We start from the raw sequence: 17758 nt of genomic DNA on the forward strand, positions 1-17758 counted from the left end.
ATTCTACAAGGTAACTTATACACTTGTTCATCTCCCTTTCCCTCCGTTCATTATAGATAAATAGCATCCATACCTACAGCCTCTTTTGATTATTTTCGCTTTTATATCAAATGTCCTTGTATTTACGCTTTGTCTTTTCCCATTTTCCTAAGTCCATTAAGCATTAAAAACAGTCCCAACATAATCATACTAAAATCTACAATAGGTTCAGCCCACCAAACTGCACTTGCTCCAAAAAACTTTGGAAGCAATAATATAGCCGGAATAAACAAAATTAGTTGTCTAAGCATTACAATCATGCTTGCTTTTTTCCCATCTCCAATAGATTGAAAGAATGTAAGTGTCATTATCATAATTCCATACAAAATAAATGTGGAATAAAACATCTTGAAATTCATAACACCAGCTTCTATGATTTCACTTCTTACACTGAATAGTGATAGTAATTTTTCTGAATAAAACATCGATGGTATCCATGAAAGAGCTGCAAGAATAGTTGCTCCGTACATAAAAACCTTCATTGTATCTTTTACTCTTTTATATTGCTTTGCTCCGAAATTTGCCCCAATAACAGGCTGTAAACCTTGGCTCATTCCCCAAAGAGGAATAAAGGAGAACATATACAATCTCATTGTAGCAGCCATTAAAATTCCCCAATTATCTCCACCGTATGCGAAAGCTTGCTTAAACAAGAATGTTTGTTGTACTGCAAACAAAATTTGCATCATCATTGCAGAACTTCCTATGCTAAACATTTCACTGGAAATATCCTTACTCTTTTGGATTTTATGAATCCCCACAAAAGCACTTTTCTTTGAAAAATAGCGGAAGGTTAATATAGCTTGCACAATTTGAGAGATTACAGTTGCAATAGCTGCCCCTTCAATCGCATATTCTCCCATCAACTTCATGAAAATGGGATCTAAAATAATGTTTAATATTGCTCCTACCCCCATAATAATCATGGATTGCTTTAATGCACCTTCACCACGCATTGTCATATTTCCGGCTTGAGCAAAATTAACAAATATGGAGCCAAAAAAAACTACTCTTAAATATCTGACTCCAAGTTCTTTAATATTCCCCTTTGCTCCTACTAAATCCAAAAAATTAGGTGCAAATATCAAACCTAATATTGTGATAACTATAGAGAATAAAATTACCCAATAACAAAAATTTCCAAATATCTTGTCAGTTGTTTCTTTATCTCCCTTTCCAATCGCCCTTGATAATATTGATGCACTACCAACTCCAATAAGTGCTGATACTCCACCATTTATTATTGTTAAGGACATGGATATACTAATAGCAGACATTGCATAGTCTCCAATAATCCATCCAGCAAAAATTCCGTCCATAAATGGATATAGCCCTATAACTACCATTCCTATAATTCCCGGAATAGCTAACTGAAACAATAAATCTTTAGGACTCTTGGTTAAAAGTTGTGTTTTCATATCTTGTTTTCCCATATGACTTCCTCCAGTTGTTTTCAATATTTTTATAACTTATGACAACTGCCACTTTGCTGCCACTTGTCTTGCTTCAACAAATTTTTTGTAGATACCATCAACTTGAATAAGTTCTTCATGTGTACCTTGTTGCGTTATCTTTCCATTAGCCAAGACAAGAATTTGATTTGCATTTTTTATGGTTTTTAGTCTGTGTGCAATCATTATTACAGTTTTATCTCTTGTAAGTTCTTCCATAGCAATCTGTAGTTTATCCTCATTTTCAGGGTCTACATTTGCAGTAGCTTCGTCAAAAATAATAATCGGGGCATTTTTTATCATAGCCCTTGCTATAGATATTCTTTGTCTTTCTCCACCAGATAAACTTGCACCTCCCTCTCCTATAACTGTTTCATATTGTTCAGGAAGTTTCATAATAAATTCATGACAACACGCTTTCTTTGCAGCTTCTATAACTTCCTCATGAGTAGCATCTGGCTTGGCAAACTTTATATTGTTCTCAATAGTGTCTTGAAATAAATAAACATTTTGAAAAACCATACTAATTTGTCTCATTAATGACTCCAATGAATATTCTTTAATATTATGTTTACCTATGCTGATTTCTCCTTTCTCTACATCCCAAAATCTCGCTATCAAATTACAAAATGTAGTTTTTCCAGCTCCTGAAGGTCCAACTATAGCTGTCATTTGTTTTTGTGGTATCTTGACCGAAATATCATCAAGGATTTTTTTGCCTGAATATGAAAACTCTACATTATCAAAAGAAATATCGAAAGTAGTAGGCTTTATGTCTTTTCCATCAATATCCATCTGTGGAAATTCCTCTAACTTCTTTGTTTGTTCAATAGATCCACTAACAACTCTGAGAGAGGTTGTTGCACTTCCTGCCAATTTTATTTGAGAAAAAGCAAGAAAAGAAATTATAATCGTCATAACTGTATTTAAGAATGAGAGTTCTCCATTAAGATAAAAGAAAATACCTGCACCTATTATCAAAATGCTAAACAAATCCAAAAGAATATTTTGCAAAATTGTATAAGGTGTAAACAGTTTTTCACAATCAAGATTTATTTTTCTGCTATTTTCAATAGCACCTCTGACTTTTTCATCTCCTTTCCCTGTTAAATTGAAGGATTTTATAACAGCCATTCCTCCAATTTGCTCTAAAATGGCATCAACTAATTTAGCAGATGCTTTTTGTCTTTTAGGAAGAACACTCCTTGATTTGCTTTCCATTTTTGAGAGAACAAATAAGTACAATAGGCATCCAATTGCAACAATAAAACCTATTCTCCACTCAAATGCTAAAATCATTATTGTAAATATTATCGTGTTTATAAAACCTGATAATGTATTTACCATAACCATTGCTGCGGTATTTTCTACATCTTCTAAAACAGTTGTAGAAATTCCAACCACTTCACCAATATTGTTTTCATTGAAAAATCCCATAGGTATTTTTTTTAACATTTCACCTATTGCAACTCTTTTATTTGCCACCATAAAATAACTTGCATGGCATTGCTGTAACTGTGAATAATAATTTGCAACACTTCTGCCAACTATGCTTATAACAAGAAGTATCAAAGCAATCCATGCAGGTGTCATACTCATATCTTTTTCAACAATAGCTTTAACAATAATGTATATTGCACTGATTTGGAGCATGTGAAAAATTGCAAACAAGAAACTTACCCATATAGAATGGTATACATTTTTCTTCTCATCACCTGAGAAGTCTAAAATTTTCTTTAAGGCACTTATCATTTTATTTCACCATCCTTTACTCCAATATGGGCATTCCACATCTTTTGGTATAACTCAGAATCTTCCATAAGTTCTTCATGCTTACCATGTGAAACAAGCTCTCCATTCTCAATTAAGAATATTTGTTCTGCATCTGTTATAGTTGATAACCTATGAGCAATAATAATCACCGTTTTATCTTTTATAAGCTTTGATAAAGCTTGCTTTATAATCACTTCATTTTCAGGATCTATATATGAAGTAGCTTCATCAAGTATTACAATAGGTGCATTTTTGAGCATTGCTCTTGCAATTGATATTCTTTGCCTTTCTCCACCAGAAACATGGCTCCCACTACTTCCGACAACCGTATCGTAACCATGTTCCATTTTCATAATAAAATCATGACAACCCGATTTCTTAGCAATGTCTTCTACTTCTTTATCACTGGCACTTGGATTGCCCATTCTTATATTCTCCCTAATACTTTCGTTGAACAAAAAATTATCCTGAGAAACAAAGGCGGTCAAACTATATAATTGCTTTAATGGAATTTCCTTAAGATTGTGTCCACCAATATTTATATTTCCTTCCATGCTATCCCAATATCCAGCTATTAATTTTGCTAAAGTTGACTTGCCACTTCCACTTGGTCCAACAAAAGCCACTGTTGTCCCTTCTTTTATGTTTAGGGATATTCCATGAAGAATTTCTTTTTCTTCTTCATATCCAAACTTTACATTTTGTAAATCAATATTATATTGCTGGATAGTCACTTCTCTATCAGAATGCTTTTGTTCTTTTCCTTCTAAAATTAAGTTAATAGAATTTGCAATAGTCCCTATCTTAGCAAGACCATCAACAAAATTGATTGTTTCAAGTAAAGGTCCTGCAATACCTAAAGATAGAATAATTACAGATATAAATACTTCTGCACTTAAACTGCCGCTAATGTAGAAATACCAACCAAATGGAAGCACTGTGATCATTGTAGTAGGAGATATGTTTTTAGATAAAGATACAGGTAACTGACAGCTCTTCATCCATTCATAAAAGTATCTTGCATTTGCAATGACTTTATCTTTGTACTTTGCGTACGATCTCTTGTCTTGATTAAATGTTTTTATCACTTCTATTCCATTGACATACTCAATAATTGCAGAATTCATTTCTCGATTTACCTTTACAGATCCTTCATATTGAACAGCATAATTTTTCATTACGAGTCCCATAAAAAGCATCCCCACAGGAATGGATACTAATGATAAAAGAGCCATTCTCCAATCAAGAAATAATAAGTAAATAAATATACTCAAAGAACCTAAGAGATTCGATGTCATTTCAGGCAACAGGTGAGCGAGCGGTTTCTCCATACTTTCAACCTGATCCACTATAATCTGCTTAAAGTTTCCGCTTGGAACAGAGATTATTTCTCCTAACGGCATCTTCGGAAGTTTATCAATCATTCTCAAGCGAATATCTTTCAATATACTAAAAGTCGCTTTATGAGATACAGATAACGCCGTAGAGTATAAAACAGATTTTAAAATATAAGATAACAGACCTATTCCCATCCATAAAAAATAGACCTTGAAATCTGCAATTCCATTTAATAAATAGACTAAAATACGGCTTGCAGCAATGTATGGAACAATTCCGGCAATAACACCGATACTTGCTATAAATACAGATGTTTTTAACTTTGAATGTTCCTTATATGCAAGCTCCCACAATATTACAGCAGGACTTTTTTCTTTCATAATTTAACACCTCCATAATTGTATCCATTTGCATTTTATTTTAGAAATTCATATATTGTACCATCACAGTTTTTTATAAACTCATAATCGTGTGTAATAATTATAATGAGTTTTCCTTCTCTCTCCATATCGTGTAGGAAATTAATTAATGTATTCATCTGTGGTTTACATAATCCACTTGTAGGCTCATCTAAGATAATAATAGGTTTATTACTAAGCCTTGCTATAGCAATCAACAATCTTTGCTTCTCTCCTCCCGATAAACTTTGAGGATGTTTTTCAAGCTTTGATAATATTCCCATCTTTTCCAACATTTTTTCATTTAGGCTTGTATCTTCACTTACTGTTGATACTTCCGATAATACATTTTCTGTAAAAAGCTGAGAGCTTGGATCTTGCATTACCATAAAAATTTCTTTATTTTGTTTTGTAACTTTTTTTTGATTAACAAATACATCTCCGTGACCTTTTGTAGTACCGGTCAATAATTTAATGAAAGTACTTTTCCCTATTCCATTTTTTCCAATGATAAAATTTACTCCCTTATTAAAGGAAATACTAAAGTCAAAGATTTTATTCTTTTCATATTTTTTCTTAAAATTATGACATGATAAATCTCCATTGCTAAAATTATTTTTATCATCTAATAAATTCACTTTATAATATTTATTAATCTCTAAATCACTTTTCTCTATTTTATTAAATGTTCTAAGTCCATATCCTTCTGCAATAGCATTCAAATTATAATCATTTAAATCTTCTTTTTCGTATGAAATTAAAGACTCATTATCAATAATACAGAGCCTATCCATTATATCTTTTAAATAAAATAATCTATGTTCCACAACAATTATTATCTTATTTAATTCTTTTAATTTCACTAAGGCTTCTTTTAACCTTTCTATAGATTCATTATCTAATGATGAAGATGGTTCATCTAATAAAATAATATCATTTTCAGAAATTGCACAAGCTGCAAGTGCTATCATTTGCTTTTCTCCACCAGATAAATCAAATATATTTTTGTCTAATAAGTATTCTATATTTAAGAGTTTTGAGTATTTCTTTATTCTATTGATTATCTCTGACTTGTCAGTATTTCTATTTTCTAGCTGAAAGGCTAACTCCTCAGTGGAATTCATACAGTAAAATTGAGATTTTGGATTTTGAAATACATTTGAAATAATACATGATCTTTCAAATATATTTTTACTAAGTAAATCTAGGCTGTTATATTTTATTTCTCCATTAATATTAGCATCAAGGTATTCAGGTATTACTCCATTAATTGCTTTTAATAGTGTGCTTTTTCCACATCCAGAATGTCCTGTAATAACTGTAATTTCACCAGCTTTACATTCAAAATTTAGATTTTTTAAGATATTTTCATCATCAAAAGATAAATCAAGCTTTCTTATTTTAAACATATTTTCTACCTCTTATATAAAAAAATAAAACTAAAATAGAAACAAAAAAAATTAAATAGTCAGCAAATGTTAACTTTGCTTCTCTAATATTTGATCTATTTTGATTGACAGCAAGACCCTTAGTTAATGAAGCTACTGTCAATTCATCAGCAGAATTTGATAGGGTCATCAATAGTGGGATTATCCTATATTCAATTAATAAAATAGGATTCTTTAAAAATTTCCTAAAACTTATACCCCTCAAATAAATAGCTTGTTTTATTTGTCTATACTCAATTCTTGTTGCATAAAAATATCTAACCATAACCGCAACAGGAATGGCTATCTGATCAGGACACTTCACCTTTTTTAATGAACAAATTGCTTCTCCTACACTAGTTGTTAAAATTATATAATTTCCCATAACCATAGGTGCAAAAACTCTTTTTATTGTAATTATAACTATGTGTATAAGTGATAATATTATAGAATCATTTAATTCCCTAATATTAATTTCTATAATATTCAATATTATAAAAAGTATGATTGATTTAATCCCGGATTTTATATGTCCAGATAAAAATAATAAAAAAGTAGGGAGCATACATATTAATACATAATATATAGGATTTAGGCTTTGAATATTTCCAATTGTCATAATAAAAGAAATAACCATCATTAAAAATAATTTTGCTCTAAAATCTATCCTTATCATATCTAATAACCCGCTCCCTAATTCTTACTTACCAATTTTTGAAAAATGTTTTTTCAAAAACACAATTCCTAAGCTACAACCTACAAAAGCACCAATAAATCCTAAAATAGCCATAACTATTAAAATCCAATCAGGCATAACTTTCATCATTGTGTCAATAAATTCTTGATTATAACCTTGATTTAAAAGCCCTTGTGCATACTCATTTCTTGAGATGATAATCGGAACATAGTTTCCTAAAGTGCAAAGACTTGAAAAAGAAAATGCTAATCTAGATTTTCCTTTACTGTCATAAGAGCCTGATTTTAATATTATTTCTCCAATAAATCCTGCAATTGCTCCTGTTAAAAGTGCCCATGGACCATGACCCATGATGACATAAGCTAAAGATATTAGCATTGTTTGAATAAAAAGCATTCCTGGCTTCTTAATTTTTGTTGAAAAAAGCATGTTACTAGGTCCAACTAAAATTCCCTGTACTAAGGGAACAATTGGCATCAAAACAGGAACCATAGCTGTAAATGAGCCTATTAGCATAAAAATAAACCCAAGTACTGCAAACAAACCAACATTAATTAAATCTCTAACTTCTAATTTTTTATTCATTTCTGAAACCTCCTTAGTTATCTATTTTTTTCTAAATCTAAAATATAATTTAAAATTGTATCTTTTAGATATTTCCTATTCTCATCATATGAATCTCGTACATTAAGAACTTGCGAGCTTAATATCATTCCATTTATATAATTTACTAAAAAACCATCTTCAAAAATCTTTGAATCAATTCCTAATTTATTAGATATTGAATCTAATTGATTTACTGTTTCTGTTTTCAAATCTTGAAACATCTTTTCTAAATCTTCATTATATTTTTTTGATTGTAATAAAAGAGAATAAACCTTAGTAATATCTGTATCTGGTAGACACTTATCCACTAAAATTTCACTCATCTGTTCATATTTATCTTGACCTATGTGAGCTTCTAAATAATTATCAATTAAATTATTTCTATACTGATTTCCATCAAGCATTAAATCTTTAAGCATTTCAGCTGTGCTTTTATAATGATGATAGACACCACCTGTGCTCATGCCAACTTCTTTAATCACATCTTCCATTGTTGTATTCTGAAATCCTTTATTCAAAAAAGATCTCATTGCTGCATCTCGAATTTCTTTTTTTCTAATTTGACCAACTTTTGTTTCCTTATCTTTCAATAAAATACCTCCAATCATTCGATTATTTTCCGAGGATGCCCTCGGTTTTTATTATATCTTAATTGAAAAATATTTTCAATATCAATCAAATTATAAATTTTGCTCTACTCTACCACATAAAAAAGCCTGATAAACTTCTAAATTAGAAATCTATCAGGCTTTAATTATTGTATTAAATTAATTTATTTACTATTTTCTGAACAGCATAATAATCATATCCAGCTTGAGTTAATCTCCTTTTTCTTTCTTCTCCATTCCCCCATTTTCCACTTATAACTTCTCTGGCTAATTGGTCGATTATCTTTCCAACTGGATATACTATCTTGCCATTTGCATCGAATACTTTTAACCCAAATCTATCGGCACATTTTTTAGCATTTTCTAAATTCTTAAATGCACCTTTCTGGCTATTTACATCAGACCAAGATTTTCTAACTCTATATAGTCCACTTATTGGTTTACTGATAGTATTATTCCCTCTGAGTCTTTTATTTACTTCATTTGCTATATATGGAAACTTGCTACCAAGGTATGGTCCTGGACAGTTAGTACTTTTATACCATTCGTGTTTTTGAAGGACACCATCTTTGCCTCCAGTATAGGTACAAGGATAGATTCCATTTCTCCTACAGATGTCTGTAACTAAATCAATTAGTCTATTTAAAACATAATCAGAAACTAACCACTGAGGTCCTCTCGTAGAGTTCCCTACTTCAATTGTGACTGCTCGGTTGTCACACCAGGAAGATGAAGTTGTCCACGCTCTATTGGCTTCATCTACTCCTAAAACAATGACTCCATCGGATCCTAAATTGTAGTTAGCTGATGCACGTCTTGACCTTGGCACAAATATCCCAGCAAGATTTCTACCATTTATAACCCCTGCTGCGTGATGAATAGCTATTTTAGTTATCTTTTGATTTCTTCTTCCACTATGGTTTGGGGAGAGAATTGTTGCTTGTACTAATGGGCTATTACTCATTTATTTTTCCTCCTTGAATTGTTCTAATACTCTTTTTAATTTTTCTGGTACTGGCAAGCCTAGTGCTACAGAATTTTCTAGTATAGAAAGTCCCTCATTTGCTATATAAAAAAAGATGATGGCTGTTCTTATCATTGTTCCATCACCTTTAATTAAATTTACATCACATAGGTTTGCGATACCTACAACTATAAAAATCATTATCTTTTTAGCTATCCCTTTAAAACCTATGGATGAAGACAGCTTTCTTTCGACCCCTGCTCTTAAAACCCCTGTTAAATAGTCAGCTATTACAAAAGCAAGTAGTGTGTATATAAAGGCATCTACACTTCCAAGATAAAATCCCAACCATCCTCCGATAGCTGTAAAGCATACTTTTAATATTTCAAAGAATTTGTTCATTTTATTCCTCCTCTGTTAAGGTATAAGTTATTTTCATTGTCTTATCTGCCGTTTTTAATATTGGACTAGATAAGTTATTAATTGTTCCAAGATATTGCGTGTGAAGGAATAGAAGTTTATAAAGAGTATAATTTCCATAACCAGAATCTGTATCAAAACCAATCATAAATGGACCAATGTTAATTAAAGGCGTAGTTAAAAACTTCATATCTACAGTAGCTGTATAAATAACATTGTCATTTTTATCAATTAAAAACTGTCTGGTTGCTACATAATCTCCATATTTGTAAAAATACTGATTTGTATATTCTCCTCTTAGAATATCAACTTCATTTTCCAGATTAATCAATGTAATGTCCACTGGATTATTAATATTTATTTTATAAACACCATTTTTTTTGTAATTTAAACAATACAAATATTTACCTCTAACCACACTTCCTATCGTCCTATAATGGCTTTCATTTTCAGAACTTGGATATCTACCTATTCCTTGCAGTTGTACATTTTCTAACACCCACTTATCTTCTGTAAATGAAAAATCTTCCTTCTTAATTTTTATTGTGTATATTTCAGCATTTCCCCTGCTGTTCGTTTCCCCTTCCGTTGAAAATCCATACCAATATCCATCTCCCCCATCATGGAAGGAACAGTTAATGCTATATCTACTAGGGAAAAATTTTTCAGGTTTAATATAATTTACTTCAACATCTTGTGTAGGCATACCTAAAATTGTATCATTAAGTCCTATATTGAAAAATGACTCTTTAATTTTAGCTATTTGAATTTGTCTATCGGGCATAGGCCAAATAGAATAAAAACTTTGATCTCTTAAGTTTACTTCAACAAGACCTGCATAATAAGATAGAACAGCTTTGTCCGTTTTTGTACTAACCTTATTTAACATAAGAATTCCTGATTCTCTGTCATAAGAGTTCCCATAAAAGCTTTTGCCTCCTCTATAATGAGTTAAAGCTAAGGACGAAATCCTTCCATTTCCTTGTGAGGTTGAAAAGTCCCATACAAATTTATATCCTCTATCTATTGGTTTGGATTCCGTCAAGTTAGCAGATCCTCCTTTGGGATTGTCAGTATCATTAACGTCATTTGATGCATAACCAATAATTGAATTGTCTGAAGGTGCAATTATCTTATTTGGATCCTCCTCCAAAGGATTTTCAAATAATAATATTCCACCATAACATTTATTAGCTATAGGAAATATTTCATCTTTAAACTGAGCTGTTCCATTTTCTAATGGATACATAAGACCTGATGGATTGAGCCTTAATAAATCTGGGACTGCATTCGTTATTAAGTTTTCATCTTCATATATCTCCTTCCTATTTGTCCTCACATCGGTTAGTTCAATGACTGATTTACCCCTGAGCATTTTCTTCCTCCTTATCTTTAAATTCTGTAATGATTTCTTCTTTATATTTTCCAAGCATCAATCCTTGATATTTAAATCTTCCTACCTTTTCATTAAATACTAGAGGTCTTGGAACTTGTCTTTCGACTTTGTAGTCTGCTTTAAGTTTCCTAAGAAGAAATGAATGACTAAGTTCTATTATCTTCCAGGATTCATCAATCTTAAGCTTTCCATCCCAAGCCTCTGTAGAACCTAAGGATTGACCAGATATAGCTGCGATAGCATTATCTTTTCCAATCATGGCTTGTCCTGATTCAAGCCTAATTAATACCGAGAAGTTGTTCATCGTCTTTTCCTGAAGTTTAGTTAGTGGATAAAAAAGATTTAGAATATGGTCACCACTTAAGTAGGTTTCTTTTGGAATGTAATGTTCTATTTTCGTATCATTAAAAACGTAAGTAACAACTAGCCTGGTTGGTATTTCTATATTTTCAATAAAGTCTAATTCTTCTGTTTCCTCTTTTACTTCAAACTTTGGAGGATCATAGGATTTTCCATCATTATTTAAAACCTCTACTTGTTTCTTGACCTTTCTAGATATCTTTCTTGTTTTTTCTTCAGTATCACAGATGATATTTAACAAGATAGATGCATTAAAAATTGCCTCCGTTTCTTTATTGGAGGCAAATTCTATACGAATTATCGGCGTGTCTGTTGTGGAAAGATTAAAAGCAGAGTAATTTGAGTAAGCATGAACTACTAACTTTTCAGATTCAATTTGATTTAACAGTCCTACTATATTCTTATCATTCTTACTCTTAGCTTTAGATAAATAGGGATTTTTTCCTACACCAAGAATTCTATGCTTGCTATTTATTTTATATTCTATGTCAGTGATAAGTCCTTCAATCTTTTCTTCTTCATAAGAAATAGCTATTCTGTCTCCTACATCAAGACTTGGGTCTCCTATTGTTACCATATCAAAAGGTGTGTGATGAATTTTGCAAATTTCAGTAAGAAGAGCCTCACACATTCTTTTTCTTTTCTCTGGAACTCCTAACTGCATCAATGGATTTATTCCAAGATTCATAGTTAGGCCATCGTCATTTTCTAAAGAGTAGTATTCAGCTATTTTAGTCTTTGCATTTGTTGAGTTGATGGCTGTATATCTAGTTTTAAAATCTGATATTGAAGAAGAAAATCTTTCTCTCGTTTTAATTTCAGTTGATATACTTTCTTCATACTTTTTTAAAACTAATTTCCCTTCACGAGAAACCCCAGCAAAAGCACCTAGGGTCGATGCTATATAGTGAATAAAGTCCCTATAAGTCTCTATATCATGGTCTTGATAAATTGCCAAAACTTCCTCACCATTTACAAAAGCTTTTACCTCATCTTCTGTCATACCTAGTTCTACCTTGCACTTCTCACATGAAAGACTTAGTAGTTCAAAGGCTGTACCAAAGGTATCTGTCACTGGGAAGTTCTTATCAAACCTAAGCATATAGTCATAGCCTTTTAGTTCTAAAATTTTCTTAGACCTATTTGCTTCAGTGACATCAAAAATTCCCATTGGTATGGTTTCTATCTTTTTGCTTTCTAATTCTTGATGGTAAAAAAGTTCTAGCTTTGAATCCTCTAAAGAATACCTATCTATATTTGAAAAAAGGCTAATTCCAAACTCTCCAGCATAAACTGTCCCTATTTCAAGTTCAGAAGATCCAGAGCAAGAACGATGGATATATCCAGACCCTTTAAGAATATCTTTATTGGTAAATGGAATGATTGTTTCATCTTTTAAGATGATATTTCCCGTCCAGTAAAATTTACGAGAGTTCTTTTTTATAACTGTTTTATATTCATTGCTTGTTGGATACATTAGTACTCCTCCAATGAAAAAGATACTTCCCACAATCCTTTATAAGAAGTATCTTTTATTAGTTTGACTTGAAACTTGTCTATATACATTTGTGTCTCTTTTAGTTCCAATGTTTCTGTATCTAAGAATTTAACTTTAAGATTAGACTTGTTAGCAAGACCACTCAATATCTTCACAAGCTTAGGACTACAAGAAAAACTTACAGAAATACTTGCTACTTTATTTCTAACAATATCCCTTTGAATAGTGCCTGCCTCTGTTTCTCCTCCAGTATCTGCCTCTATATCTCTAAACTCCAAATCATAAGAATTTGGTAGAGGTAGGTCTACTCCTTCAATAATTAAATATGATTGATATTTCATTATACGACTACACCTCCATTCACTGCATCGCTTTGCTCCTTGTTCATGGGGTGAGACTGCATCTGACCTACCGACGAAATCATAGATTTTGGGTTAGGTCATTATCTACCTCCACTTCTTAAATTCTTACGCATAGATGCATTAACAATAACTTCATCAAGGAGAGTTCCACCAAGATAAACTGGTATAACTATATCTCCAGCATTTTCTGACTTTAAATTGATGTTTGCAAGTGCATCGGATATTTGTCTTCCTATGTCAATTCCATTTATAGCTGATTCTTTATCATGTCCACCTATGCCAACAGCTGATATGCTTGGGCTTAAAACCATATCTCTTGCGACATTTTTCATTGAAGATTGTACTAATCTTCTGCTCTTTTCAATTCCTTTTGATAAACCTTCCATAAAGTCTGGCATCCATGATTCATAGTCAGTAAGTGGGCCAACATCTGGAACTGAAAAGTGTAGATAAGACCTAATAGTTGATGCTACATTCGATACAGCCGATGTAACATTGCTAATTGCACTTCTAATCCCTCTAGCAATTCCGTTAATCATATCGGCTCCCCATGTATAAGCTTGGGATGCCAAATTTTTAATGTGATTAACTGCATTATTAAATCCATTTCTAATAGTGGACTGAATATTTGACATGGTTGATGAAATACTTGATCTCATGGAATTAAATGCAGATGATACTGCTGACTTTGCAGTATTCACTGCAGATGAAATAGTCGACTTTATGGAGTTCCAAGCAGATGAAACAAAGGATTTAATATTATTCATTGTTGATGAGATAAAGGTCTTTATCCCATTCCAGATTGATTCAAGGACTGTCTTAATAGAAGTCAAGATAGTCTCAATAGTCGTTTTTATATTGGTCCAGGATGTAGAAATAAATTCTCCAATGGCAGTGATGACTGTTGTTAAGAACTCTTTTAGTCCATTCCAAATGGTCTCTACTTTTACTTTAATTGCATCAAGAACTGTTGAAATTAAAGTCTTAATACCTTCCCAAGTAGTTTTTATAAACTCACTAACTGCTGTAAATACTTCTGTAGTTGTAGTTGAAATAGCTGTCCATATATTGGTAAAAATAGTTTTAATTCCTGTCCAAAGGCTTGTAAAGAATTCTCCTAAACTTTGCCATAAACTCTTGGCTCCCTCAATAAAGGTATTCCAAGATTCAGTTAGAAAAGTTGTTATAGATGTCCATATACTGTTCCATCCTTCAGAAAGTCCATTCCATAGATTGACAAAGAAGTCCTTGATGCCTTTCCAAGTAGTCTTCACTCCTTCAATAAATCCAGACCAAAATTCTGATAGAAAACTTGTGATTTCAGTCCAGGTACTTGTCCATGAATCAGATATCCCTTGCCATAGATTTACGAAGAATTCTTTTATTCCATTCCAAATGGCAACAGTTGATTCCTTAATAGTTTCCCATATAGAGATGACCCCTTCTCTAAACCAGTCACATTTCTTCCATAAAAGAACAAGACCTGCTATTACTGCGCCAATAGCAATAGGAACAATCCCAATGGCTGATACTACTGCTGTGATTGCTGGTATAAGTGTTCCTGTAAATATTCCAACTATCTTAGTTATTCCTCCTACTATTAGAGGTCCTTTGGTCATAATAGTACCTATTGACCAGATAAGTTTTCCTACAATCATAAGAACTGGACCAAGAGCAGCTATAAAAAGGGCGATACCTGCAATAATACCTTTTACTGGTCCTGGAAGAGCATTAAGTCCATTTACCAGTTTCGTTAATATATCTACTGCTTTTCTAACAGCAGGCATTAAAAGTTCTCCAAAGGATATAGCTAATTCTTCTAAGGCAGATTGTAGGATCTTTAATTGACCAGCTAGGTTATCCTGCATAGTAGCAGCCATTTTTTCTGCTGTTCCATCTGCGTTATATATGGCATCACTTAAGCTGCTGTAGTCTTTTTCACTGGCATTTATAATTGCCAACATTCCAGACATGGCATTTTTACCAAATATCATGGATGCTGCTTGTGCTTTTTGAGTTCCATCTAAATTGGCAAAGGCAACTCTAAAGGTGCTTAGAGTTTCATCAAGTGAAAGGCCCTGTACATCTTCAATAGATAATCCCAACATGGACATTCCATTAATAACTTCTTTAGTTGGTGATGCGAGTCTTGTTAGTCCAGACCTTAAAGCTGTCCCTGCTTGTGAGCCTTTTATTCCTGCGTTAGCCATTAAACCTATAGCTACTGCTGTATCTTCAACTGAATAGCCAAGTGTACCAGCAATAGGTGCAGCATATTTAAAGGTTTCACCCATTAATGAAACGTTGGTATTGGCATTAGATGATGCCGCAGCAAGAACATCAGCAAAGTGAGAAGAATCTTCTGCTTTTAAACCAAAGGCTGTAAGGGCATCTGTTACGATATCTGAAGTAGTAGCTAAGTCCTCACCACTAGCTGCAGCAAGGTTCATGACTCCTTCAATACCACTAATCATATCTTTACTTTTCCAACCAGCCATGGCCATATAATTCATAGCCTCTGCCGCTTCAGATGCTGAGAACTTGGTCTTGGCTCCCATTTCACGGGCCTTTTCCCTTAGGGCATCAAAGTCGGACCCTGTTGCACCAGATACTGCTTTTACCTTTGACATACCAGAATCAAAATCTGATGCAGTCTTTACAGCTGCTACTCCAAGACCTGCTACTGCAAGAGATACTGGCATCATTTTTCTTCCCACATTTTCTATATTTTGCCCTGTGTTTTGCCATTTTTCTCCAGTAATAGCTATGTTTTGAAGAGTCTGATTTGTGGTTGCCCCTTGCCTTTCTAGAGACTTTAATGCTTGTTCTGTTTCAATAATCTCTCGTTTAAGAGCATCATATTGCTCTTGTGAAATTTTACCTTCTGCAAGAGCCTGTTCAGCTTGTTTTTGTGCCTCTTTTAAAGAGGTTAGTTTATTCTTTGTTTCTTCCAAGGTTTGACCTAACAGTTTATGTTTTTGTGAGATAAGTTCTGTATTTCCAGGGTCAAGTTTAAGAAGTTTGTTGACATCACGAAGTTCAGACTGAGTATGTTTAATCTCCGTATTAACTTGTTTTAATGCAGTTTGAAGTTTGGTAGTATCCCCACCAATCTCAACAGTTATTCCTTTTATTCTATTTGCCAATATCTCACCTCCTCTTTGGAGATATATTTATCAGTATTTTTATTGATGTTTTTATCGATTTCTGCTATACTTATCTTGAGGTGATAAGCATGAATTTTGTAAAAGAATTATCCAATAAGACTGTATCCATTTCTGAATTCAATCGAGGCCTAGCTGGACGTATTTTCGATGATGTCAAAGTGAACGGTTCTAAGGTCGTATTAAAGAACAACACTCCTGAGTGCATTCTTGTTTCCCCTGATGAATATACGAAACTCATTGATGAGCTCGAAGATGCAAGAGATCTTATGCTTGCCAATACAAGGATGTCATCAATGGATAAATCCGATTTAATCTCTCAAGATGAATTTGAAGAAACCTTTCATATCGATTTAAATGAAGTCTCTCCTCTTGATGAGGACGAAATCGAATGAACTATAAACTATCCTTTATAAAAGAAGCCATCCAAGACTATAAAGCATTAGATGGATCTCAAAGAAAAATTGTCGATAAAGCACTTAAGAGGATCTTAATAAATCCTCTTCCTAATACTGAAGGTGGCTATGGCAAGCCTCTTTCTAACCTATCTGATTCTAAGCTTGCTGGTCTTATGAAAATTAAACTTAAGAGTTCAGGTCTTAGGATCGTTTATAAATTGGAAAAATCAGATGATGAAGTTCTTGTCATTATTATCGGTGCAAGAGCGGAATCCAAAGTCTATAAAGATGCTGAAAAAAGAGTAGCTAAGCTTGAAGATTAAAACTTATCATAATCTTCTTGCGTAGCTACTTCTTTGTATTTATATTCATCATTATTCTTTTCTGTGAACATATCATTTACAAGTCCAATTGTTAATAGGGATAAATCAGAAACAGAAATACCAAGTTCCACTGCCCTTAGTAGAAACAAGGGTGTGGTCATTGGTCTTTCTGTCGGTCTTACTTTTTTTTAGGAACTTCTTCCGACTTTATGTTAAGTCCCCATAGCTCTATTAACTGAGGTAGAATTTGGTAAATTGAAAAGGTTGAGAAATTATCTAACCATTCTTCTGGACTATCTGGCACAGATTTATCTCCATGCTTTGCCATTACATAGGCTATATTTTCAAATAATTCCAATGAACCTATATCAAGATTGGATTTATCTTCATCATTTTTCTTCATGGACTTTTCAAGTTCCATCAAGTCTTTGAATATATCTCTACCAAATTTAAGTCTATAGATTCTTGGAATAGCTGCAGATGCACGAAAAACAACTTCTTTCCCATCGATTTGAATTTTCTTAGTTAGTGCCATA

At 32.7% G+C, this 17758-nt stretch carries 17 protein-coding genes; 2 read left to right on the top strand and 15 right to left on the bottom strand.

Annotated elements, in window-relative coordinates; translation table 11 throughout:
- Positions 1-122 precede the first annotated feature (122 nt).
- The 13 genes from BQ4446_RS05970 to BQ4446_RS06030 all read right to left on the bottom strand — a co-directional run bounded on the left by BQ4446_RS05970 (position 123) and on the right by BQ4446_RS06030 (position 16483).
- On the bottom strand, positions 123-1472 hold the full coding sequence (locus BQ4446_RS05970; RefSeq protein ID WP_071027536.1) for an MATE family efflux transporter: 1350 nt from the start codon (positions 1470-1472) through the stop codon (positions 123-125).
- Between the two features lie 36 nt (positions 1473-1508).
- Positions 1509-3242, bottom strand: a complete 1734-nt coding sequence (locus tag BQ4446_RS05975) for an ABC transporter ATP-binding protein (RefSeq protein ID WP_071027538.1) — start codon at positions 3240-3242, stop codon at positions 1509-1511.
- The gene (locus BQ4446_RS05980) at positions 3239-4981 is read right to left on the bottom strand and encodes an ABC transporter ATP-binding protein (protein ID WP_071027539.1); all 1743 of its coding nucleotides are present in this window, start codon (positions 4979-4981) and stop codon (positions 3239-3241) included. Before BQ4446_RS05980 ends, BQ4446_RS05975 begins: the two co-directional genes overlap by 4 nt.
- Before the next feature lie 35 nt (positions 4982-5016).
- Positions 5017-6408 carry an ATP-binding cassette domain-containing protein gene (locus tag BQ4446_RS05985; RefSeq protein ID WP_071027541.1) on the bottom strand — a complete coding sequence of 464 codons (1392 nt, stop codon included), beginning with the start codon at positions 6406-6408 and terminating at the stop codon, positions 5017-5019.
- Entirely contained in the window at positions 6401-7102 is a 702-nt protein-coding gene (locus BQ4446_RS05990; RefSeq protein WP_071027543.1) for an energy-coupling factor transporter transmembrane component T, read from the bottom strand. Before BQ4446_RS05990 ends, BQ4446_RS05985 begins: the two co-directional genes overlap by 8 nt.
- Positions 7103-7126: 24 nt before the next feature.
- Positions 7127-7708, bottom strand: a complete 582-nt coding sequence (locus BQ4446_RS05995; RefSeq protein ID WP_002841816.1) for an MptD family putative ECF transporter S component — start codon at positions 7706-7708, stop codon at positions 7127-7129.
- Positions 7709-7725: 17 nt separating this feature from the next.
- Positions 7726-8337 (bottom strand): TetR/AcrR family transcriptional regulator, encoded by a 612-nt coding sequence (locus tag BQ4446_RS06000; RefSeq protein ID WP_083329049.1) that lies wholly within the window; start codon positions 8335-8337, stop codon positions 7726-7728.
- A gap of 154 nt (positions 8338-8491) precedes the next feature.
- The gene (locus BQ4446_RS06005) at positions 8492-9301 is read right to left on the bottom strand and encodes an N-acetylmuramoyl-L-alanine amidase (RefSeq protein WP_071027547.1); all 810 of its coding nucleotides are present in this window, start codon (positions 9299-9301) and stop codon (positions 8492-8494) included.
- Positions 9302-9703: a phage holin family protein gene (locus BQ4446_RS06010; protein ID WP_034439180.1), complete on the bottom strand. Its 402-nt coding sequence runs from the start codon at positions 9701-9703 to the stop codon at positions 9302-9304. It lies immediately after the preceding gene.
- Position 9704: 1 nt separating this feature from the next.
- Complete coding sequence (locus BQ4446_RS06015; RefSeq protein ID WP_071027549.1) at positions 9705-11096, bottom strand: hypothetical protein; 1392 nt, start codon at positions 11094-11096, stop codon at positions 9705-9707.
- The gene (locus BQ4446_RS06020; protein ID WP_071027551.1) at positions 11083-12954 is read right to left on the bottom strand and encodes a hypothetical protein; all 1872 of its coding nucleotides are present in this window, start codon (positions 12952-12954) and stop codon (positions 11083-11085) included. Before BQ4446_RS06020 ends, BQ4446_RS06015 begins: the two co-directional genes overlap by 14 nt.
- Positions 12954-13316, bottom strand: coding sequence for a hypothetical protein (locus BQ4446_RS06025; RefSeq protein ID WP_071027553.1), 363 nt, complete (start codon positions 13314-13316; stop codon positions 12954-12956). Before BQ4446_RS06025 ends, BQ4446_RS06020 begins: the two co-directional genes overlap by 1 nt.
- A gap of 101 nt (positions 13317-13417) precedes the next feature.
- Positions 13418-16483, bottom strand: a complete 3066-nt coding sequence (locus BQ4446_RS06030) for a phage tail tape measure protein (protein WP_071027555.1) — start codon at positions 16481-16483, stop codon at positions 13418-13420.
- Between the two features lie 89 nt (positions 16484-16572).
- Between BQ4446_RS06030 and BQ4446_RS06035 the strand changes: the two genes are divergently transcribed.
- Together BQ4446_RS06035 and BQ4446_RS06040 are read left to right on the top strand one after the other, a co-directional pair.
- Positions 16573-16896 (top strand): type II toxin-antitoxin system Phd/YefM family antitoxin, encoded by a 324-nt coding sequence (locus BQ4446_RS06035; RefSeq protein WP_071027557.1) that lies wholly within the window; start codon positions 16573-16575, stop codon positions 16894-16896.
- On the top strand, positions 16893-17222 hold the full coding sequence (locus BQ4446_RS06040; RefSeq protein WP_049690779.1) for a type II toxin-antitoxin system RelE family toxin: 330 nt from the start codon (positions 16893-16895) through the stop codon (positions 17220-17222). Before BQ4446_RS06035 ends, BQ4446_RS06040 begins: the two co-directional genes overlap by 4 nt.
- Here the strand turns inward: BQ4446_RS06040 and BQ4446_RS08415 are convergent.
- Together BQ4446_RS08415 and BQ4446_RS06045 are read right to left on the bottom strand one after the other, a co-directional pair.
- On the bottom strand, positions 17219-17383 hold the full coding sequence (locus BQ4446_RS08415) for a hypothetical protein (protein WP_167632541.1): 165 nt from the start codon (positions 17381-17383) through the stop codon (positions 17219-17221). The two genes, BQ4446_RS06040 and BQ4446_RS08415, sit on opposite strands and share 4 nt — an antisense overlap.
- A gap of 17 nt (positions 17384-17400) precedes the next feature.
- On the bottom strand, positions 17401-17757 hold the full coding sequence (locus BQ4446_RS06045; RefSeq protein ID WP_019117844.1) for a hypothetical protein: 357 nt from the start codon (positions 17755-17757) through the stop codon (positions 17401-17403).
- Position 17758 lies beyond the last annotated feature (1 nt).

Source organism: Peptoniphilus raoultii, from assembly GCF_900099555.1.
Classification (GTDB): domain Bacteria; phylum Bacillota; class Clostridia; order Tissierellales; family Peptoniphilaceae; genus Peptoniphilus_A; species Peptoniphilus_A raoultii.

Coding starts and splice junctions, on each gene's coding strand:
- BQ4446_RS05970 (WP_071027536.1), bottom strand. CDS start 1,472: ATGGGAAAACAAGATATGAAAACACAACTTTTAACCAAGAGTCCTAAA.
- BQ4446_RS05975 (WP_071027538.1), bottom strand. CDS start 3,242: ATGATAAGTGCCTTAAAGAAAATTTTAGACTTCTCAGGTGATGAGAAG.
- BQ4446_RS05980 (WP_071027539.1), bottom strand. CDS start 4,981: ATGAAAGAAAAAAGTCCTGCTGTAATATTGTGGGAGCTTGCATATAAG.
- BQ4446_RS05985 (WP_071027541.1), bottom strand. CDS start 6,408: ATGTTTAAAATAAGAAAGCTTGATTTATCTTTTGATGATGAAAATATC.
- BQ4446_RS05990 (WP_071027543.1), bottom strand. CDS start 7,102: ATGATAAGGATAGATTTTAGAGCAAAATTATTTTTAATGATGGTTATT.
- BQ4446_RS05995 (WP_002841816.1), bottom strand. CDS start 7,708: ATGAATAAAAAATTAGAAGTTAGAGATTTAATTAATGTTGGTTTGTTT.
- BQ4446_RS06000 (WP_083329049.1), bottom strand. CDS start 8,337: ATGATTGGAGGTATTTTATTGAAAGATAAGGAAACAAAAGTTGGTCAA.
- BQ4446_RS06005 (WP_071027547.1), bottom strand. CDS start 9,301: ATGAGTAATAGCCCATTAGTACAAGCAACAATTCTCTCCCCAAACCAT.
- BQ4446_RS06010 (WP_034439180.1), bottom strand. CDS start 9,703: ATGAACAAATTCTTTGAAATATTAAAAGTATGCTTTACAGCTATCGGA.
- BQ4446_RS06015 (WP_071027549.1), bottom strand. CDS start 11,096: ATGCTCAGGGGTAAATCAGTCATTGAACTAACCGATGTGAGGACAAAT.
- BQ4446_RS06020 (WP_071027551.1), bottom strand. CDS start 12,954: ATGTATCCAACAAGCAATGAATATAAAACAGTTATAAAAAAGAACTCT.
- BQ4446_RS06025 (WP_071027553.1), bottom strand. CDS start 13,316: ATGAAATATCAATCATATTTAATTATTGAAGGAGTAGACCTACCTCTA.
- BQ4446_RS06035 (WP_071027557.1), top strand. CDS start 16,573: ATGAATTTTGTAAAAGAATTATCCAATAAGACTGTATCCATTTCTGAA.
- BQ4446_RS06040 (WP_049690779.1), top strand. CDS start 16,893: ATGAACTATAAACTATCCTTTATAAAAGAAGCCATCCAAGACTATAAA.
- BQ4446_RS08415 (WP_167632541.1), bottom strand. CDS start 17,383: ATGACCACACCCTTGTTTCTACTAAGGGCAGTGGAACTTGGTATTTCT.
- BQ4446_RS06045 (WP_019117844.1), bottom strand. CDS start 17,757: ATGGCACTAACTAAGAAAATTCAAATCGATGGGAAAGAAGTTGTTTTT.